Annotated in this window: 19 protein-coding genes; 8 read left to right on the top strand and 11 right to left on the bottom strand. The window is 73.5% G+C overall.

The genetic code is table 11. The annotated features are described in order from the left end of the window. Positions 1-99: 99 nt before the first annotated feature. Complete coding sequence (locus ACIRYZ_RS06495) at positions 100-1101, top strand: polysaccharide deacetylase family protein (RefSeq protein ID WP_402940326.1); 1002 nt, start codon at positions 100-102, stop codon at positions 1099-1101. Positions 1102-1287: 186 nt separating this feature from the next. Further along, positions 1288-2097: a DUF1963 domain-containing protein gene (locus ACIRYZ_RS06490; protein WP_402940323.1), complete on the top strand. Its 810-nt coding sequence runs from the start codon at positions 1288-1290 to the stop codon at positions 2095-2097. A gap of 3 nt (positions 2098-2100) precedes the next feature. Here the strand turns inward: ACIRYZ_RS06490 and ACIRYZ_RS06485 are convergent, their stop codons facing one another. The 5 genes from ACIRYZ_RS06485 to ACIRYZ_RS06465 all read right to left on the bottom strand — a co-directional run bounded on the left by ACIRYZ_RS06485 (position 2101) and on the right by ACIRYZ_RS06465 (position 5525). Beyond that, positions 2101-2610: a GNAT family N-acetyltransferase gene (locus ACIRYZ_RS06485; protein ID WP_402940320.1), complete on the bottom strand. Its 510-nt coding sequence runs from the start codon at positions 2608-2610 to the stop codon at positions 2101-2103. A gap of 14 nt (positions 2611-2624) precedes the next feature. After that, positions 2625-3353 carry an exonuclease domain-containing protein gene (locus ACIRYZ_RS06480; RefSeq protein WP_402940318.1) on the bottom strand — a complete coding sequence of 243 codons (729 nt, stop codon included), beginning with the start codon at positions 3351-3353 and terminating at the stop codon, positions 2625-2627. A 208-nt stretch (positions 3354-3561) separates the two neighbouring features. Beyond that, positions 3562-3753: a hypothetical protein gene (locus tag ACIRYZ_RS06475; protein ID WP_402940315.1), complete on the bottom strand. Its 192-nt coding sequence runs from the start codon at positions 3751-3753 to the stop codon at positions 3562-3564. After that, positions 3750-4205, bottom strand: coding sequence for a GNAT family N-acetyltransferase (locus ACIRYZ_RS06470; protein ID WP_402940312.1), 456 nt, complete (start codon positions 4203-4205; stop codon positions 3750-3752). The genes ACIRYZ_RS06475 and ACIRYZ_RS06470 overlap by 4 nt, the downstream gene beginning before the upstream one ends. 45 nt (positions 4206-4250) lie before the next feature. Beyond that, a complete protein-coding gene (locus tag ACIRYZ_RS06465; RefSeq protein ID WP_402940309.1) occupies positions 4251-5525 on the bottom strand; it encodes an SAV2148 family HEPN domain-containing protein in 1275 nt (424 codons plus the stop codon). Positions 5526-5924: 399 nt separating this feature from the next. On the opposite strand from ACIRYZ_RS06465, the gene glgX reads away from it, so the two are divergent. The 3 genes from glgX to treZ all read left to right on the top strand — a co-directional run bounded on the left by glgX (position 5925) and on the right by treZ (position 12302). After that, positions 5925-8048 carry a glycogen debranching protein GlgX gene (gene glgX, locus ACIRYZ_RS06460; protein ID WP_402940306.1) on the top strand — a complete coding sequence of 708 codons (2124 nt, stop codon included), beginning with the start codon at positions 5925-5927 and terminating at the stop codon, positions 8046-8048. Positions 8049-8127: 79 nt separating this feature from the next. Beyond that, on the top strand, positions 8128-10569 hold the full coding sequence (gene treY, locus ACIRYZ_RS06455) for a malto-oligosyltrehalose synthase (RefSeq protein WP_402940304.1): 2442 nt from the start codon (positions 8128-8130) through the stop codon (positions 10567-10569). A 2-nt stretch (positions 10570-10571) separates the two neighbouring features. Beyond that, positions 10572-12302 (top strand): malto-oligosyltrehalose trehalohydrolase, encoded by a 1731-nt coding sequence (gene treZ / locus ACIRYZ_RS06450; RefSeq protein WP_402940301.1) that lies wholly within the window; start codon positions 10572-10574, stop codon positions 12300-12302. 31 nt (positions 12303-12333) lie between these two features. Here the strand turns inward: treZ and ACIRYZ_RS06445 are convergent, their stop codons facing one another. Both ACIRYZ_RS06445 and ACIRYZ_RS06440 read right to left on the bottom strand, forming a co-directional pair. Then, the gene (locus ACIRYZ_RS06445) at positions 12334-13227 is read right to left on the bottom strand and encodes a transketolase family protein (protein WP_402940299.1); all 894 of its coding nucleotides are present in this window, start codon (positions 13225-13227) and stop codon (positions 12334-12336) included. Positions 13228-13272: 45 nt separating this feature from the next. Further along, positions 13273-13941 (bottom strand): thiamine pyrophosphate-dependent enzyme, encoded by a 669-nt coding sequence (locus ACIRYZ_RS06440; protein ID WP_402940556.1) that lies wholly within the window; start codon positions 13939-13941, stop codon positions 13273-13275. 140 nt (positions 13942-14081) lie between these two features. On the opposite strand from ACIRYZ_RS06440, the gene soxR reads away from it, so the two are divergent. Further along, the gene (gene soxR, locus ACIRYZ_RS06435; protein ID WP_393028022.1) at positions 14082-14591 is read left to right on the top strand and encodes a redox-sensitive transcriptional activator SoxR; all 510 of its coding nucleotides are present in this window, start codon (positions 14082-14084) and stop codon (positions 14589-14591) included. Positions 14592-14623: 32 nt separating this feature from the next. Here soxR and ACIRYZ_RS06430 read toward each other — a convergent pair whose 3' ends face one another. The 4 genes from ACIRYZ_RS06430 to ACIRYZ_RS06415 form a co-directional block, all read right to left on the bottom strand. After that, positions 14624-15307 (bottom strand): DUF4232 domain-containing protein, encoded by a 684-nt coding sequence (locus ACIRYZ_RS06430; protein WP_402940295.1) that lies wholly within the window; start codon positions 15305-15307, stop codon positions 14624-14626. Between the two features lie 227 nt (positions 15308-15534). Then, a complete protein-coding gene (locus tag ACIRYZ_RS06425; protein WP_402940292.1) occupies positions 15535-17004 on the bottom strand; it encodes a hypothetical protein in 1470 nt (489 codons plus the stop codon). A 173-nt stretch (positions 17005-17177) separates the two neighbouring features. After that, complete coding sequence (locus ACIRYZ_RS06420; RefSeq protein ID WP_402940290.1) at positions 17178-17699, bottom strand: GNAT family N-acetyltransferase; 522 nt, start codon at positions 17697-17699, stop codon at positions 17178-17180. Positions 17700-17801: 102 nt separating this feature from the next. Next, positions 17802-18440: a formylglycine-generating enzyme family protein gene (locus ACIRYZ_RS06415; protein WP_402940287.1), complete on the bottom strand. Its 639-nt coding sequence runs from the start codon at positions 18438-18440 to the stop codon at positions 17802-17804. Between the two features lie 98 nt (positions 18441-18538). Here ACIRYZ_RS06415 and ACIRYZ_RS06410 point away from each other — a divergent pair, with 98 nt between their 5' ends. Continuing rightward, complete coding sequence (locus ACIRYZ_RS06410) at positions 18539-18970, top strand: SRPBCC family protein (protein WP_402940553.1); 432 nt, start codon at positions 18539-18541, stop codon at positions 18968-18970. Positions 18971-19186: 216 nt separating this feature from the next. Then, positions 19187-19594, top strand: a complete 408-nt coding sequence (locus ACIRYZ_RS06405; RefSeq protein WP_402940284.1) for a hypothetical protein — start codon at positions 19187-19189, stop codon at positions 19592-19594. Positions 19595-19608 lie beyond the last annotated feature (14 nt).

Genomic DNA, 19608 nt, shown 5'->3' with positions numbered 1-19608 from the left:
GGTCCGGCGCGCAACCGGGGCACGTACGGTTGGCGTCTGATCGGACAGTCGTCCTGACCGAGGAATCGGCCCCCCTTCTCGTCCCTCAGGAGCCGCGCCATGCCCACGGCCGCCGCCCGTCGCCCCTCCCACCCGACCCGCCCGACCCGTGGCCGCAGCAGCCTGATCGCGGGCTGCGTCGCGGTGGCCGCCCTCCTGGGCCTGACCGCGTGCGGCACCGCCAGCGGAGCGCTGCAGTCGACCAGCGCCTCCGCCCCGTCCTCCGGTGACACGCCGCAGCAGCCGACCGGCACGGGCGCCGCCACCATCGCGCCCACCCCCAGCCCAGACGCCTCGGACGCCGCGGACGGCTCCGGCCCGGCGGCGGCGCCGCCGGTCGCCCCGAAGTCCAAGACCCCGGTGGCACCGGCAGCGCAGACCAGGACCCCGGGGCAGCCCTCCGCCGACGCGGCCCCCTCCTCGCCCGCCGCGCCGGCCGCCGCGCCGCCCGCCCACACCGGGCCGGACAAGGTCATCGGCTCCACCGCCTCCGGCGGCCGTACCGTCGCGCTCACCTTCGACGACGGCCCCGGCCCCGCCACCCCCCAGATCCTCGACCTGCTCGCCCAGTACCACGTCAAGGCCACCTTCTGCGAGATCGGCCAGAACGCCGCCGCCAACCCGGCCCTGGTCAAGCGGATCCTCGCCGAGGGCCACCGGCTCTGCGACCACAGCCTCGACCACCCCCAGCCCTTCGAGAAGCTCCCGCACGACAAGGCGGTGCACGAGATCACCAGCGCCCGGGACATGATCGTCCAGGCCGGCGGGCCGGGCACCCGGATCAGCTGGTTCCGCGCCCCCGGCGGCGGCTTCAACGCGGACAACGAGCACATCACCGCGAGCCTCGGGATGTCCTCGCTCGGCTGGTCCGTCGACCCGCGCGACTGGTCCCGCCCAGGCGTGCCCGCGATCGTCTCCACCGTGCAGAGCCAGCTCAAGCCCGGCGGCGTGATACTGATGCACGACGGCGGCGGCGACCGCAGCCAGACCGTGGCCGCGCTCAAGCAGCTGCTGCCGTGGCTGGTCGCCCAGGGGTACACCTTCGACCTCCCGGCGTCGTAAGGCAGTCGGGGTCCCCCGCGTTCACCCGGCGGGCGGCGGGCAGGTGTACCGCCCGCCGTCGCACCGGCATCACGGCACGGAAGCGGCAGCAAACGCCCAACTCCCCTGCACCGGGCCGCACATGACGTCCACCCGGACTGGGGCCGCCGTCCCGGGCCGCGAAAACGCACCCTAGAGTGGGGCGGCGTGACCGACACCCCGCTCAGCGCCGCCGAACTCGTCGCCGCCGTACCCGCCCTCGCCCGCTACCTGCGGCCCGCCACCCTGCTGCACCCGTACGCCGCGCCCGACGCCGACCCGCGCGGCGGCCGGATCGGCGGCCCGGCGCTGTGGCCGGTCGGCGAGCCCTGGCCGCACTGCGCCGCCGGTCACCCGGAGGACGAGTACGGGTTCCCCCGGAAGGTCACCGAGGAGCCCGCCGCCGCGACGGCCCTGGTCCCCCTCGCCCACCTGCGCGTCGAGGACGCCCCGCACCTGCCCTGGCCGGAGGGCACCGACCGGCTCCAGGTGCTCTGGTGCCCCAACGACCACGACGACATCCAGGGCGAACGGTTCTACTACGGCCCCGCCGTCGAACTGCGCTGGCAGCGCGCCGCCGACCTCGCCCCCGCCACTCCCCCGCCGCCCCGGCGCAGCGAGGAGGAGTACCTGCCGCAGCCGTGCGCGCTGCGCCCCGAGCAGGTCCTCGACCTGCCCGACCGGGACGATTTGCCCGGGGAACTCAACCGTGCCGTCGAGGAGTTCGCGGCGAGGCAGGGCCTCGAGTACGAGCGCGACCCGGGCCGGGCGGATGGCTGGAAGCTGGGCGGCTGGCCGTCCTGGCACTCCACCGACCTGATCGCGGTCGACTGCGGCCGCTGCGGCGAGCGGATGGCGCACCTGCTGACGGTGGAGAGCGGCGGGGACCCGGACCTGTCCGTGGGACGACACGGGGAACTGCACGTGTTCGTCTGCCCGGTGGACGTGGCGCATCCGGTGGGGCTCGACCTGCAGTAGGGGTCAGCCGAGGTGGCGCCGGTAGACCTGGCGGGTGCCGCCCTCCGGCCCGGGTTCGGCGGCCTCGGCCGGGGTGAAGCCCAGCCGTTCGTAGAACACCCGGGCGCCGCTGGTCACCTCGCCGGGGTGGCCCGGCCCGAAGGTCACCACCTCGACGACGGCCGGGGCGCGGACGTGGCGGCGCAGCGCGTCCTCGACCAGGGCGCGGCCGAGACCGGTGCCCCGGGCGCGGTCGGCGACCACCAGCCAGTGCAGGTGGTGCCGCGGGGGCGTGGTGCCGTCGGTGCCGAACAGCAGTCCGCCGAGCAGGCCTTCGCCGTCCCCTTCCGCAACCGTCGCGAGCCCCCGGTCGATGCACTTGCGCACGGCCCGGTGGAAGCCGGGCTCGGCCACCATCGGGCCGAACCAGTGCTCGACCTCGGCGGCCAGGGCGAGGAAGCCGGGCAGGTCGTCGGGACGGGCGGGCCGGACGGCTACCGGGCCGCGTCCGGCCGTCCGGCCGCGTTCCGTCATCCGGCCACGTTCCGTCATCCGGCCACGTCCGGCAGGTCCGACGGTCTGGACGGCCAGCGCGGGTCGACCACGGCCAGCGGGTCCTTGCCGCGGCGCAGCCAGGCCTGCAGGCCCTCGGCCCACTCCCGGTACCAGCCGATCTGCCGCCGGTGCAGCTCGGCCGGCGCGACCTCCCCCACCTCGGCCGGGTAACGCCCGCCCAGCGCGACGGCGACCCGTACGGCGGCCAGCGCGTCGCTGCCCGCCTCGTGCGCGTCCGTCAGCTCCACCCCGTACACCTCGCACACCCGTTGCAGGGTGCGCGAGCCCTTGCGGTACTTGTCCACGGTCCGGTCGATCACCAGCGCGTCCAGCACCGGCCCGACCGGCCCGCCCAGGCGCTCCGCGAGCGTCGCCAGCCCGTACCGGCGCAGCTCCGCGTCGAGCAGCGACAGGTCGAAGGGCGCGTTGAACGCCACGACCGGCCGCCCGGCCGCGATCCGCTCGCAGAGCGCGGCGGCTATCTCCTCCACCGCCTCCTTGGCCGGCCGCCCCTTGCCGCGGGCCACCTCGTCCCCGATCCCGTGGATGGCCTCCGCCTCGGCGGGGATCGGAATCCCGGGGTCGAGCAGCCAGTGTGCGGCCGCCACCCGCTCGGCGCCGACCGTGTCCACGAGCGCGGCCGTGACGATGCGGTCCACGGCCGGGTCGGTGCCCGTGGTCTCCAGGTCGAAGCCGACCAGTGGCTGCTGCCACCAGCTCATCAGGTGTGTCCTTCCGTCCAGCCGCTCGAAACAGCCCCTATCATCACCCGCCCCACCGACAATCCGACCCACTGGGGAGCCGATCACGGGCTCGGCCGCCCTGGGCCGCTCCTCGGACCTGAGCGAAGGAGCGGCCATGAGCACTGCCCCCCGCTGGACACGAACACGGTCGCCGAGCTCACCACGCGGCCGAAGCCGGTCCCGGCCGTCATCGAACGGGACCGATCCGTCGCCGCGAGGCCCGGTAGGTGCAGGCGGCCAGGACGCGCAGGGCCGGGGTGTCCAGTCCGGTGACCAGGGCCGCGCAGGCGGCGTCGACGATGTCGCGGGCGCGCAGCTCACCGATGGCCCAGAGCGCGGCGCGGTCGTACAGGTGGGCACGGGCTCCGTCGGGGGTCATCGGGCCGGCTGCCGGAGCATGAAGACGTCGATCGGGTCCTCGTGGACGACGGTGAAGCCGTGCCGCTCGTACAGCCGCCGGGCGGCGCTGCCCTGAAGGACGATCAGGCGCATCGGCTCCCGGGCGGCGTCGGCCTCGGCGAGGAGGTGGCGCAGGACGGCGGTGCCGAGGCCGCGGCCCTGGAGGTGCGGGGCGAGGTAGAACAGCTCCAGGTGGCGCCCGCCCTGCTCGTCGGGGCGGATCGTGACGCAGCCCGCGAAGGCGCCCTCGACCAGCAGCACGGACGTGTACCGGGTGGAGAAGGACTTCCGCACCCGCTCCCGGGAGCGGGTCGGGTCCCAGCGGCCGAGGCGTTCCAGGTCGGCGCGCATGACCTGGGCCTTGAGCTCGACTACGGCTTCGAGGTCCTTGTGGCCCGCGGGTTCCAGGGTCCAGACGGGGAGACTGTTCACGGCGGGCAGTGTTCCACCTGCGCCTGGGCTCCGACCATCACTTTCTCAGGACACGGACCGGGAGTCCGCCCAGACCCCCTCGAACTCCTCGCGGTAGACCTCCAGCAGCCCCGGCTCGGTGCCGCCCGGCTGCTGGCCGGCGCCGCCGCGCAGGATCAGCGCCGGGGACTCCATGCCCCGGGAGCGGCGCAGGTAGGGCTGGATGACGCCGAGGTCGCGGCTCTGGCGGCGGCCGCCGACCTGGCCGGTGGGGCGGGGGCCCTCGACCAGGTAGGCGGTGAAGCGCGGGGTCTCGTCGAAGACCCGGATCTCGAAGCCGCCCTGGTCGCGCAGCCGGGCCCGGACCCGGCGCACGTGCATGATGTTCATCTCGATCGAGCGGGACAACTCGCCGCGCGAGAGCCCGAGTTCGCGTTCGCGGCGGCGCACCGCGCTGCTCGCCGGGTTGAGGAACAGCAGCCGGACCCGGCAGCCCTCCCCGGCCAGGCGCACCAGGCGCTTGCCGGTGTAGTTCTGGCAGAGCATGCCGAGGCCGATGCCGAGCGCGTCGAGGCGCCGGGCGCCCTCCAGCAGGTCCTCCACGGGCAGGTCGCGCTGCAGCCGGACCCGGTCGGCGTGCACCGCAACCACGTCCGCGTAGCGCCCGGCGACCAGGGACTCCACCACGTCGGCGGGTACCCCGCCCGCGCCGCCGTCCAGGACGGCGAGCAGCCGGGCGGCGGCGCGCTCGGTCTGGGCCAGCACGGTCTGGGTGAGCACCCGGTTGCGGGAGACCACGTGCCGGGCCACCTCCAGCTCGTCCAGGGCGAGTTCGATCTCGCGCCGGTCGGCGAGGTACGGCTCGAAGCAGGGCCAGTGCTGGACCATCAGTTCGCGCAGCTGGGGCAGGGTGAGGAAGACCAGCGGGTCGTCGTCGGCCGGGTCGAGCAGGTAGCCCTTGCGGCGGCTGACCTCGCGCACGGCGCCGGCTCGGTGGGCCCACTCCTCGCCCGCCGGTCCGGCGGCGGCGGTGACCCAGTCCTCACCGTGGGCGGGGGCGTAGATGGGGTGCAGCACCTCGTCGACCAGGGAGCGCAGCCGCTGTTCGACCAGGTTGAGCCAGACGTAGGCGCGGCCGGACAGCCGTACCCGCTGGTAGGCGTCCTCCCACTCCCCGGTGGACCAGGCGAGGGCGGGAACCTCGACCGGGCCGCTCTGGGCGGGCACCAGCGCGCGGCCGGTCAGGGTGGGACGCATGACCACCGTGGGCGCCTCGCTGCGGGTACCGCCCCGGTCGGGGCCGTCGGGCCCGGAGCCGCGGCCGCCGGCGGGGAACACCATGCGCCACCTCATCTGGTTGCTGCGGCCGACCCCCGCGGACACGGGGACCGTTGACGGACCGTCGATGGTCCGCCCGGGCGGCCGGACGATCAAGGGTACTGCTCGCCGCGATCCGCCCGCAGCCGGATGCCGGAGGGCCCCCGCGCACCACCGGGCGCATTCGCCACGCGCTGCCGTCACTCTTCACACGATTCTGCGCTGGACACCCGTTCGGGCGAACCCCTGTGCTGTCTCCCGGCCGCCGGGGAAGGGCTCGGGAAGTATGCGGGCTGTGCCGTGCGTCACGGCGCGCGAGCGCCGCACATGCCCGGCCGCCCGGCCGGGAAGAGAGCGTCCGGGTCCGGGCTGATTGTCGGACTAGATGTCAGTTTCTGTCGGCAGCAAGGAAGTTGAGGACTCATGCAGGTCTGGCCCGGTAAGCCCTACCCCCTCGGCGCCACCTACGACGGGGCCGGCACCAACTTCGCGGTGTTCTCCGAGAGTGCCGACCGGATCGAGCTGTGCCTGATCGACGAGGACGGCTCCGAGACCGCCGTCGAACTGCGCGAGACGGACGCCTTCGTCCGGCACGCCTACCTCCCGGGCGTCCAACCCGGCCAGCGCTACGGCTTCCGCGTGCACGGCCCGTACAACCCGGGCCTGGGCCAGCGGCACAACAGCGCCAAACTGCTGCTGGACCCGTACGCCAAGGCGATGAGCGGGCACATCGACTGGGACGAGTCGGTCTACGGCTACCACTTCGGCGCCCCCGAGCGCCGCAACGACCTCGACTCCGCCCCGCACACCATGCACTCGGTGGTGATCAACCCGTACTTCGACTGGGGCACCGACCACCCTCCGCGCACCGACTACCACCGCACCGTCATCTACGAGGCCCACGTCAAGGGCCTCACCAGACTGCACCCGGGCATCCCCGAGGAGATCCGCGGCACCTACGCGGGCCTGGCCCACCCGGCGGTGATCGAGCACCTGGCCAAGCTCGGCGTCACCGCGATCGAGCTGATGCCGGTGCACCAGTTCGTCCGCGACCACCGGCTGCGCGACCTCGGCCTGGCCAACTACTGGGGCTACAACACGATCGGCTTCTTCGCCCCGCACTCCTCCTACTCCTCCACCGGCGACCGCGGCCAGCAGGTGCAGGAGTTCAAGTCGATGGTCAAGGCGCTGCACGCGGCCGGGATCGAGGTGATCCTCGACGTCGTCTACAACCACACCGCCGAGGGCAACCACCTCGGGCCCACGCTCTCCCTGCGCGGCCTGGACAACGTCTCCTACTACCGGCTCGCCCAGGACCAGCGCTTCTACGAGGACACCACCGGCACCGGCAACAGCCTGCTGATGCGCAGCCCCCACGTGCTCCAGCTGATCATGGACTCGCTGCGCTACTGGGTCACCGAGATGCACGTCGACGGCTTCCGCTTCGACCTCGCCGCCACCCTCGCCCGGCAGTTCCACGAGGTCGACCGGCTCTCCTCCTTCTTCGACCTGGTCCAGCAGGACCCGGTGGTCTCCCAGGCCAAGCTGATCGCCGAGCCCTGGGACCTCGGCGAGGGCGGCTACCAGGTCGGCAACTTCCCGCCGCTGTGGACGGAGTGGAACGGCATGTACCGGGACACCGTGCGCGACCTGTGGCGCGGCGAGAACGCCGCCCTCGCCGAGTTCGGCTCCCGGCTCACCGGCTCCTCCGACCTCTACCAGGACGACGGCCGCCGCCCGATCGCCTCCATCAACTTCGTGACCTGCCACGACGGTTTCACCCTGCGCGACCTGGTCTCCTACAACGACAAGCACAACCAGGCCAACGGCGAGGACAACCGGGACGGCGAATCCTTCAACCGCTCCTGGAACTGCGGCGTCGAGGGCCCCAGCACCGACCCGGCCGTCGAGGAGCTGCGCGCGCGCCAGCAGCGCAACCTCATCGCCACCCTGATGCTCTCCCAGGGCGTGCCGATGCTCTCGCACGGCGACGAGCTCGGCCGCACCCAGCTGGGCAACAACAACGCCTACTGTCAGGACAACGAGCTCACCTGGGTGCACTGGCCCGAGGGCGACGGGCCGCAGGCGCGGCTGCTGGAGTTCACCCAGGGGATGATCTGGCTGCGCCGCGACCACCCGGTGTTCCGGCGGCGGCGGTTCTTCCACGGGCGGCCGGTCTCCGCGTCCGGCGGGTACGACGACCTCACCGACATCGCCTGGTTCACCCCCACCGGGGAGGAGATGACCAAGCGCAACTGGGGCGCCAGCTACGCCAAGTCGCTGACCGTCTTCCTGAACGGCTACGCCATCTCCGAGCCGGACCGGCGCGGCGGGCGGATCGTCGACGACTCCTTCCTGCTGATGTTCAACGCCCACTTCGAGCCGCTGGAGTTCGCCGTGCCGGCCGGCCACGGGCAGGAGTGGCAGGTCGTGGTCGACACCGCCCAGCCCCGGCTGCCCGCCCCGGGCACGGGGACGAGGGTCAAGGCCGGGGACACGCTCTGGCTCATCGACCGCTCGCTGATGGTGCTGCAGCGGCCCGCCTAGCACGTGCACACCGATGCGCTCACCTGTTCGGGCCAGCAGCGGGTCTTGGCGGCGGGCCGGGCCGGGTACCTATGGACACATGACCTCCGCCGCCGAGCCCGCGCAGCCCCGCCCGGCCGCCACCGTCCCCACGTCCTCGTACCGCCTCCAGCTCCAGCCGGGCTTCACCCTGCGTGACGCCACCGCCGCCGTGCCCTACCTGGCCGCCCTCGGTGTCTCCCACCTGCACCTGTCCCCGCTGCTGGAGGCCGCCCCCGGCTCCACCCACGGCTACGACACCGTCGACCACACCCGGATCAGCGAGCAGCTCGGCGGCGAGGCGGCACTGCGCGCCCTGGCCGCCGAGGCGCACCGGCACGGAATGGGGCTGATCGCCGACGTGGTGCCCAACCACATGGCCGTACCCGTCCCCGAACGGCTCAACGGGCCGCTCTGGCAGGTGCTGCGGGACGGGCCCGACTCGCCGTACGCGCGCTGGTTCGACATCGACTGGGCCGCCCAGCCCGGCCCCACCGACGCCCCCGGGCGCGGGCGGGTGCTGCTGCCGCTGCTGGGCGACCGGCTCGGCGCCGTGCTGGACCAGCTGACGGTGGACGGCGAGGTGCTGCGCTACCACCGGCACGAGCTGCCGCTGCGGCCGGGCACCGCGGGCCTGCCGCTCACCGAGCTGCTCGCCCGGCAGTGGTACCGGCTCGCCTGGTGGCGCCTCGCCCGCACCGAGCTCAACTACCGGCGCTTCTTCACCGTCAACGAGCTGATCGCCGTCCGGGTCGAGGAGCCCGAGGTCTTCGCCGTCACCCACGCGGTGCTGCTGCGGCTGCACGCCGACGGCATCCTGGACGGCTTCCGGATCGACCACCCGGACGGACTCGCCGACCCGCGCGGCTACCTGCGCCGCCTGGCAGCGGCCACCGGCGGGGCGTCGGGGACCACCGGCGGGGCGTACGTAGTGGTCGAGAAGATCCTCACCGGCGAGGAGCGGCTGCCCGAGGACTGGCCGGTGGCCGGCACCACCGGGTACGACGCGCTGCGCCGGATCGACGGCGTGCTCACCGACCACGCGGGCGCCTGCCGGCTCGCGGGCGCGTACGAGTCCTTCCTGCACGGCGGGCCGGTCCGCGACCCCTGCCAGGACCCGCACCCGGCGATCGCCGCCGCCCGGCGCGGCCGGGCCGACATGACCGGGCCCGGCGGCGAGCTGGCCGCCGAGGTCGAGCGGCTGGTGCGGATCGCGCTGCGGATCGGTGCTGCCGAACCCGCCCACGCCGACCACCCGCCCTGGCAGCTGCGCGCCGCGCTGCGGCGGCTGCTCAGCGACTACCCGGCGTACCGGCCCTACGCGCTCCCCGGGGAGCCCGTCCTCGACGACCCGCTGCGAACCACCGGCTCCGAGGATCCGACCGAGCGCCTGGTGGCCGCGCTGGCCCTCGGCGAACTGGGGCGCGGCCCGGACAAGGACGAGTTCTGCGCCCGCTTCGCGCAGACCGCCGCCGCGGTGGCCGCCAAGGGCGTCGAGGACACCGCCTTCTACCGCTGGAACGCGCTGCCCGGCCTCAACGAGGTCGGCGGCGAGCCCTCCCGGCCCGGGGTGCACCCGGCCGAGTTCCACGACTGGTGCCGCTACCTGGAGCGCACCTGGCCGCACAGCATGACCGCGCTCTCCACCCACGACACCAAGCGCAGCGCCGACGCCCGGGCCCGACTCGCCGTCCTCGCCGAGCAGCCCGACGCCTGGGCCGCCGAGGCCGCCGCCTGGTCCACCGCCGCCGGGCCCGGATTCGACCGCGACGCCGACTGGCTGCTCTGGCACACCCTGGTCGCCGCCTGGCCGATCGACCCGGACCGGCTGGTCGCCGCCCTGCTCAAAGCCGCCCGCGAGGCCAAGCTGCACACCTCCTGGACCACCCCCGACGCCGACTACGAACAGGCCCTGGAGCGGCGGGCGCGCTCGGTGTACGGCAACCCCGGGCTGCTCCCCCGGATCGAGGGCCAGGTGCACGCGATCGCCCCCCACGCCCGCGCCAACACCCTGGCCGCCGCGCTGCTGCACCTGACCATCCCGGGCGTGCCCGACCTCTACCAGGGCAGCGAGGAACCGCTGTACACCCTGGTGGACCCGGACAACCGGGGCGTGGTCGACCTCGGCGCGCTCGCCGTGCGGCTCACCGACTCGGCCACGGCCCGCCCCGGCGACCTCGCCCGGGAGAAGCTGCACCTGACCGTCACCGCGCTGCACCTGCGCCGCTCCCGCCCGCTCGGCGCCTACCGCCCGCTGACCGCCGTGGACCTCGCCAGCGACCACCTGCTGGCCTTCGCCCGCGGCGAGGACGTGATCACCGCCGTCACCCGGCTGCCGTACGGGCTGGCCCGGGCGGGCGGCTGGCGGGACACCGTCCTGGAGCTGCCCGCGGGCGGGGCCTGGACGGACGAGCTGACGCTGCGCGCCTTCCCGGCCGGGGCGGTGCCGGTGGCGGAGCTGCTGGCGGACGCCCCGGTGGCGCTGCTGACGAGGAGGGGCTGAGCATGCCGCACTACGAGGTGTGGGCGCCGTTCGCGACTTCCCGCGTCACCGTCCGCATCAACGGATTCGACCACGAGTTGGCCCGCAGTCCGGACCGGGACGGCTGGTGGGCCGGCGAGGCCCCCGAGGGCGACTACGCCTTCCGCCTCGACGGCGGCCCACCGCTGCCCGACCCGCGCTCGCCCCGCCAGCCGCACGGCCCCGACGGCCCCAGCCGGGCGGTGGACCACGCCGCCTTCCGCTGGTCGCAGACCGGCTGGCGCGGCCGCCCGCTGGCCGGCTCGGTGCTGTACGAGCTGCACATCGGCACCTTCACCGCGCGTGGCACCTTCGACGCCGCCGCCGACCACCTGGACCACCTGGTCGAGCTGGGCGTGGACTTCGTCGAGCTGATGCCGGTCTGCCCGTTCCCCGGCAAGCACGGCTGGGGCTACGACGGGGTCTCGCTGTGGGCCGTCCACGAGCCCTACGGCGGGCCCGAGGGGCTCAAGCGCTTCGTGGACGCCGCGCACCGCAAGGGCCTCGGGGTGGTGCTGGACGTGGTGCACAACCACCTCGGCCCGTCCGGCAACTACCTTCCGCTGTACGGCCCGTACTTCACCGAGCGGCACCAGACCCCATGGGGCTCGGCGGTCAACCTGGACGCCCCCGGCTCGGACGAGGTGCGCCGCTACCTGATCGACAGCGCGCTGACCTGGCTGCGCGACTACCGGATCGACGGCCTGCGGCTGGACGCGGTGCACGCCCTCGCGGACGACCGGGCGGTCCACTTCCTGGAGGAACTCTCCTCCGAAGTCGAGAAGTTGGCGGTGGCCGTCAACCGGCCGCTGTTCCTGGTCGCCGAGTCCGACCGCAACACCCCGCGCACCACCGCCGCCCGCGAGGCCGGCGGCCAGGGCCTCACCGCGCAGTGGAGCGACGACTTCCACCACGCCCTGCACTGCGCGCTCACCGGCGAATCCCACGGCTACTACGGGGACTTCGCGCGCGCGCCGCTCGCCGCCGTTGCGAAGACGCTGCGGCGCGGGTTCTTCCACGACGGCACCTGGTCCTCCTTCCGGGGGCGCAGCCACGGACGGCCGTTCCCGCCGGGCGCGGGCCACCGGCTGCTCGGCTACCTGCAGACCCACGACCAGGTCGGCAACCGGGCGCTCGGGGACCGCCTCTCCACCACCGTGTCCACCGGCCGGCTCGCCTGCGGCGCCGCCCTGGTGCTCACCTCACCGTTCACCCCGATGCTGTTCATGGGCGAGGAATGGGGCGCCGCGACGCCCTGGCAGTACTTCACCGACCACACCGACCCCGCCCTGGCGGAGGCCGTCCGCCGGGGCCGGCGGCGGGAGTTCGCCGAGCACGGCTGGGCTGCCGAGGCCGTCCCGGACCCGCAGGAGCCGGCCACCGTGCTGCGCTCCGTCCTCGACTGGACCGAGCCCAGGCGCGCCCCGCACGCCGAACTCCTCCGCTGGTACCGGCGGTTGCTCCGGCTGCGGCGCGAGCGCCCGGAGCTTTCCGACCCGGACCTGGGCGCGGTGCGGGTCGCGTTCGAGGAGGCGGCCGGCTGGCTGGTGGTGCACCGGGGGCCGTACCGGGTGGCGGTCAACCTCGGCACGGCCGAGGCGGCGCTGCCGCTGGAGGCCGCGGGGCGGGAGCTGGTGGCGGCCTTCGGGGCGGCGGCGCTGGAGGGGACGATGGTGCGGCTGGGGCCGGACGCGGTGGCAGTCGTACGCGTTTGAGCTACCAAAGTTTGAGCTACCAAAGTTTGAGCTACCAGAGGAAGGTGCCGATCCGCTCCCGCAGCGCGGGCGCGTCCAGGCCGTAGGCGCTCAGGTGCTCCGCCATCGAGCCGTAGTGCCGGTGCTCCTCGCGCGGCACGCCCAGGGCCAGCACCCGGTGCGGGCGGTCGGCCAGCGCCGCGTGCGCCTCGTTCGCCGAGGTGCCCGCCAGGTACGGCTCCACCAGCACCACGTCCGCCCGCTCGCCGACCGCGGCGCGCAGCCCGGCGGCGTCGAAGGGGCGCACCGTCGCCGCGTAGAGCACGGTGGCGTCCAGGCCCTCGGTGGCGGCCAGCACCGCGTCCAGCATCGGGCCGACGGCGAGCACCACGCCGCGCGAACCGGTCCGCACGGTGGTGAAGCGGCCCGGCTCGACCGCGACGGGCGCGGCGTTCTGGTGGTTGGAGAGCCGAACGTACACATTGCGGTCGCCGTCCGCGACGGCGTGCGTCAGCAGTTGCTCGGCCTCGTCCGGGTGGCCCGGCACGTGCACCGTCCAGTCCGGCAGGGTGTCCAGCAGGGCGACGTCACCCGGGGACATGTGGGTGCGGCCGGCCGCCGGGTTGTCGTAGGAGCCGCCCGCACTGACCAGGACGGCGCCGACGCCCTGGTGGACCAGGCTCAACTTGAGCTGCTCGAAGGGCCGTTCCACCAGGAAGCTGGCGAAGGTGTGGGCGATCGGGCGCATCCCGCTGAGTGCCATGCCGCCGGCCGCGCCGATCAGCAGCTGCTCGCGGATGCCGACGTTGACCACCCGGTCGGGGTGGCACTCGTGGGCCGGCTCGAAGGCGGCGGCGGTGATGTCGGCCAGCACGACGGCCAGCCGGGGGTCCTCGTCCAGCAGGCGGGTGGTGACGGCGACGAAGCGCTCGCGCATGGTGTCCATCGGGGAAGTGCCTTTCGCTGCGGGTCGGTTGGCTTGCGGGAGCGGTCAGACGTTCTTCGGCTCGCCCGTGGTCTTCGGCTCCACCCGGGCGACCACCACGTGCGGGCGACCCGGGTGCTCGGCGGTGTAGGCGCGGTACAGGGCCTCGTGGTCGCGGCCGTCCACTGTCGCGGTGGACCAGCCCGCGGCCGCGAACCGCTGGGCGATGCCGCCCTGCCAGCCGTGGGTGGCCGAGGAGTTGTCGATCACCACCACGTTCAGCCGGTCCAGCCCGTACGCGCCGGCGAAGGCGACCGCCTCGTGGTTGGAGCCCTCGTCGAACTCGGCGTCACCGACCAGCACCCACACCGCCGGATCGGTCAGCCCCTGCGCCCGCAGGCCGAGCGCGGTGCCGACGGCCAGCGGCAGGCCGTGGCCGAGCGAGCCGGAGGAGATCTCCACGCCGGGCAGCAGGGTGCGGTCCGGGTGGTAGCCCAGCGGGGAGTCGTAGCCGCCGAAGCCCGGCAGGACGGCGGGGTCGATGAAGCCCTTGGCCGCCAGCACCGCGTAGTAGGCCATCGGGCCGTGGCCCTTGGAGAGCAGGAAGCGGTCGCGCTCCGGCGCCTCGACGGTGTCGGGGGCGACCCGCAGCACCCGGTCGTACAGCACCCAGAGCGCGTCCAGCGTGGAGGTGGCCGCGACGTCGTGCTTCTCGTCACCGGTCATCAGCGCCATCAGCGCCTGGAGGTCCTCGAAGCGGGCCCGACCGGCGGTCTCCGTGCTCGTCGGCGTCGTCCCGCCCTGCGTCTTCGTCGTCATGCCACGATCGTGCAACTTCAAGCGGACTTGAAGTCAAGCGGCTACACTGAGCACCCATGACGGCGAAATCCGACGACGCCCGCGCCGCCTGCCCGCGCCCGGTCGACCTGCTCACCATCGGCCAGCTCTCCGCCCGTAGCGGCCTCGCCCACTCCGCGCTGCGCTACTACGAGAGCCTCGGTCTGATCCAGGCCACCCGCACCAGCGGCGGCCAGCGCCGCTACTCCCGCGGCACGCTGCGCCGGATCGCCTTCGTACGCGCCGCCCAGCGGGTCGGCCTCTCCCTCGACGAGGCCCGCGACGCCCTGGACCGCCTGCCCGAACGCCCCGCCCCCAGCGGCACCGAATGGGACCGGGTCGCCACCGCCTGGCAGGACCGGATCGACGAGCAGATCGCCGAACTCGAACGGCTCAAGGCCAGACTCACCGGCTGCATCGGCTGCGGCTGCCTCTCACTCACCCGCTGCGCCCTGCACAACGCCGACGACCGGCTCGGCCGGGCCGGCCCCGGCGCCCACTACCTGCGCGCCCACGACCCGGCCGCGGAGCTCGACGGCGAGCGCTGAAAACCCCTTGCCGGGCGGCCGACTTGTCACGGCTACTTGGGGGCGGCCGTCATGGAGGTGACCGCTTCCGCCACGCCGGCCCGGTAGAGGCCCATCCGGGGGTTCAGGACGTGTACGCCACTGGGGAGCGGGAAGTTCTGGGTGTTCGCGAGGGGCATGTTGGTGCCCTCCTGGTCGGCCAGGACGTTGAGTTCGTTGATACCGGGGGCGGTGCCGGTGGTGGCGCCGCTCGGGTCGAGGTCGATCACCGCGTAGGCGTTCTTGCCCGCCGGGACCGCGAAGCGCGAGGTGCCGCTGGCGAGCACCGGCTTGATGTTCTTGCTCTGGTCGGGCGAGGCGGAGTTGCCCAGGTCGACCCCCGGGGTGGAACTCAGACTGCAGGCGCTCGCACCGGTGTTGTGCACGTCGATCACCCACTGGCTGGGGGCCCCGGCGCGGGCCGTCACGTGGATCGAGAGGTTCTGGATGTCGCACGGGCGGGCGGCGGAGCCGGCACTCCCCCCGTCGGACTGGGCGCTGCTCGGCGACGTGCGGGTGGTGGGGTGCGCGGCCGGCCCGCCCGCCTTCGAGGGCGGGGCGGCCACCGTGGTGGTCGCGGAGGGCGCCGAGCCGCCGGCCGAGTCGGAGTTGTCGGGCCCGCAGGCGGTCAACGCGAGCCCCGCCCCGACGACGAGGACGGCGGAAGCGAGCAGCGGACGACGGTGACGGATGGACATGGCGGCTCCCCGATGACGATGCGTGCTGACTGCTTGGACACACCACAGGACGGTCTGCCGACGGCTTTTGGTGGCATGCACAGCGTCACAATCGTCAGGACACGACCAGGACAGCACTGTGACATGCAGTCAGGTGCGGCATGGTTGACACGGCGGACCACCGGGCCCACCACGCCGCACCCTCCCCTCACTCCTCAACGAGCGTTTCCCCCGAGGGAGTCAGAGCCTCACAGGCGGCGCAGTAAGACGTCCCACTGGAGGTTGGTGTCCCCCGGCACCAGGTTGCCGTCCTGGGCGGTGAAGATCGCCGTGTCACCGGCGGCGTCCACGTAGGGGCCGTAGGCGGTCGTGTTGCTCTGCTCGCCGTCACGGGTGAGGCTGACCCGTTCGATCGTCCCGGTCGACAGGTCGCGACGGAACACGTCGGTGACCTGGTTGGTGTCGCCGGGGACCAGGTTGTCGGCGGCGGATTCGAAGTAGACCCAGCGGTCGTCGGCGGTCATGACGCCCGCGGACGAGCTGCCGTTCGGGATCGTGCCCGGCAGGCTGGTGCTGACCCTGGTGACCTTGCCGGTGGCCAGCTCCTGCACGTACACGTTCATCTGTGTGTCGCCGTGGCCGGGCACCCCGGTGCCGTGCGACGCGAGGCTGTAGACCGCGTAGCGGCCGTCCGGGCTGACCCGGGCGTCGGGGCGGGCACCGGCCGTCCGCCCGGCGTCGTCCAGGCTGCCGACGGTGATCCGGCCGGTGTCGGCCTTCCAGACGTAGTAGGGGTGGTAGTGGGGCAGGGGCGCCAACCTGGCGGAGCCGGCCTGGGGTGCGGATCCGGTGTCGGCGGCGGTGCCGGGGTCGTCGGCGGGGCCGGTGTCGTCAGCGGGGCCCGCGTCGGTGGAGTCGGCCGGGGCGGTGGAGTCGGCCGGGGCCGCCGAGAGCAGGTTGCCCGCCATGGAGCCGAAGCCGATGGTGGAGCCGTCCGCGCTGATCGTCGGGAAGTAGGAGGCGCGGTTGCCGGGCCGGCCGTTCAGGCCGGCGCTGACCAGTCGGGTGGTCCGGGTCCAGCGGTCGGTGACGTAGATGTTCTTCTCGCCGCGGTTCTCGGTGCCGGGGGCGAGGTCGGTGCGGTCGGAGACGTAGGCGACGTAGCGACCGTCCCCGCTGATCGAGGGGCTCATGGCGTCGCGGCCGCTCTGGTCGTCGGTGCTGGGCAGGCCGCCTTCGGTGACCAGCTCGGTGCTGCCGGTCCAGAGGTCGCGGACGTAGATGTCGCTGCGGTGCTTGGGCTGGTCGGGCACCACATTGGTGACGGTGGTACTGAACGCGACGTACCGGCCGTCGCCGCTGATCGAGGCCTCGGAGGTCAGGGCGTTCAGCCGGGAGCCGTCGTCGGCGACACTGACCCGCTCGACGTGGCCGTTGCGCAGGTCCCGCACGTAGATCTCGTCCGTGTTCGGGGTGCCCTCCCGGGGCAGCAGGTTGGTCGCCGCCGAGGAGAACAGCGCGTAGCGGCCGTCGTCGCTCAGCCCGAGCGCGGACGAGCTACCGTCGAGCTGCTCCCCCTTGGATCCTTCACTGACGCGGGCGGTGTCACCCTTGGGCGGCCGGGCCTCGGCGGCCGGCATCGCGGTGCCGGCCACGACGACGGCCACCAGGACTGCGGCGGCGCGGGCCGACCAGCGGCGGGTACGGGCGGTGGTCATGGATCATCCTCCCCTGATGACTGATCACGGTGCCGGGCTCGAACACCCCCCGAGCCCGGCCGAGGAAGAGCCAAGCGCCGCTCGGGGCGAACGGTCAACGCCCGTGCGCGAGGTCGGCCGGAAACCCGCCACTGTTTGGCACGCCCGCCCAAGGGCGAGGCCCGCAAAGGGACTTAGGGCCGGGGGTCAGTGCGCAGCAGGCTGTAGTAGACCGCGTCGCGCCAGGCACCGTCCCGGAAGAGCATCGCCCGGTGCACACCCTCACGGGTGAAGCCCAGCTTCTCCAGGGCACGCTGCTCGGCGAGGTTGCCGGTGTCGGTGTCCGCCTCCAGCCTCATCACCGGCGTGTGCGCGAACAGGTAGTCCACCAGCAGCCGTTGGGCCTGCGTGCCGATCCCCCGCCCGCGCGCCTTCGGGAGCAGTTGCACGCCGATGCTCCAGTACGGGGCGGTCGGCCGCGCGGCCTTCCGGGCGGCGGCGACGAAGCCGACGAACTCGCCGTCGGCGGTGACCGCGAACACCCACTGGTCGTCGCCCAGCAGCCCGTTCTCGGCCCACCGGCGGCGGAACCGGTTGGGATCGGCCCAGCCGAACCACTGGAACTCCCCCATCGCTTCGGGATCGTTGACCAGCTCACCGAAGGCCGGGAGGTCGGCTTCGGCTATCGGACGGAGGAATATCTTCTCTGGGTTCATGAAGGCGCCAACGTTCTAGATCGTTTGAGCGTTCCTCAGGCTGAGGCCCGCGAGTCGGCGCGCGAGTCCCGCACCCGGGGTCGGAGGGTTTGGATTCCGGGATCAGGAGCCTGTCGACCGGGCGAGCCGGAACCCCACGTCGTCGATCCGCAGGGTCGGGTGGCTGCGGCGGCGGACGGAGGCGCGGCAGCTCCAGTGCTCGTCGAACCAGCCGCCGCCGCGCAGGACGCGGTAACCGCCGTACACCTCGGGGTCGTAGAGCTCCCAGCACCACTCCCACACGTTGCCGAGCAGGTCGTACAGCCCGAAGGCGTTGGGCCGCAGCTCGCCGACTTCGTGCAGCCGTTCGCCGGAGTTGCCGCGGTGCCAGGCGATCTCGTCCAACGGGCCGTAGCGCGGCCCGTCCGTGCCGGCGCGGCAGGCGTGCTCCCACTCGGCCTCGGTGGGCAGCCGGTAGCCGTCGGCGGTGCGGTCCCAGGCGACGTCCTCGCCGTCCAACTCGTAGGCGGGCCGGTGGCCTTCGCGCGCGGAGAGCTCGTTGCACCAGCGGACGGCGTCGAGCCACGAGACGCTGCGGGCGGGGCGGCGGCCGCCCGCGACTCCCTCGTACTGTTCGCGGGTGACCGGGCAGGGCGCCAGCTCGAACGGGGCCACCTCGACACTCCAACTCCGCTGCGTGCGACGGTCGGAGAGCGTGACACGGCCGGGCGGCACGGCGATCAGGCCGGTTCTCAGGTCCATGATCGACGATCCTACGGCCTGCCCTCTGGCGCCCACCCCGCCTTCGGCCCGAGGATGGTGCCCGTCCTTACGGTGCGTCAGAAACGGCGGTGACGAGCATGGCGGGCATCAAGGTCAGCACGGTGGTGGCGGCTCCGGCCGAGCGGGTGTGGGAGCTGGTCGGGGACTTCCACGGCCTCGGCGACTGGCACCCGCACCTGCCGCCGAGCCGGCTCGGCAACGAACTGACGGGCAACGCGATCGGCGCGGTCCGGATCTTCGACCTCGACGGCGTGGTGCTGCACGAGACGCTGCTCGCCTACGACGACGAGGCCCGCAGCTACACGTACAGCTTCCCCGACGGCACCTTCCACTTCGACGACTACCGGTCCACCCTGCGGGTCACCCCGGTGACCGAGCTCGGCGCCAGTTTCGTGGAGTGGAGCGTCACCTTCGACATCGAGCCCGAGCACCGCAAGGAGTCCTCCGACCGGGTGCACGGCGTCTTCACCTCCGGCCTGGCCGCCCTGCGCGAGCACTTCGCGGGCTGACCGGGGGGCGGGCCCCTGGGGGCGTCGAGCCCCCGGGAGCCCACCGACCGTCGGGAACACGAGGTCGGGGCAACTCCGCGCCAGATCGCAGTGCCATTTCAGACGTCTGCCAACTCTCCTGGCACCCCACCCCGCGGCGGACAGCAGCATGGGCACGGGGGCTCACCGCGAGCACCTCGCCATGCCCGATGCCACCATTGCCGAGAGAAGGCTGTCATGAGCGCCTCCATTCGTACGAAGTTCGCCCGATTCCTGGCCGCCCCCGCCCTCGCCACGGTCGGCGTGGCCCTCGCCACCGCGCCCGCGCACGCCGGGACCCTCTTGATAGGCGTCAACAGCGCCAGCGTGGCGGATGCCGGGCAGACGCTGAACGTCTCGGTCACCTATCGGTGCCTGGCGGACTTCCAGTCGGCCGCCATCACCGTGCAGGCCTCGCAGGCCGGCACCTCGGGCCGTGGCTCGGTCCACGTTCCCTGCACCGGCGTGCTGTCGACCGCGACCGTACCGGTGAGCGTCACCTCGCCCGACGGCGCGTGGACCAAGTCCTCGGTGGACCTCTCCGCCTACATCGCCGACGGCGAGCTCACGCGCACCAGGACCACGGCCACCGTCGTCGCCGGCTGACCGCGAAACGATGA

This window comes from Kitasatospora sp. NPDC101155 (assembly GCF_044768305.1).
Lineage (GTDB): Bacteria > Actinomycetota > Actinomycetes > Streptomycetales > Streptomycetaceae > Kitasatospora.
This window is presented reverse-complemented; position numbering and strand designations above follow the sequence as displayed.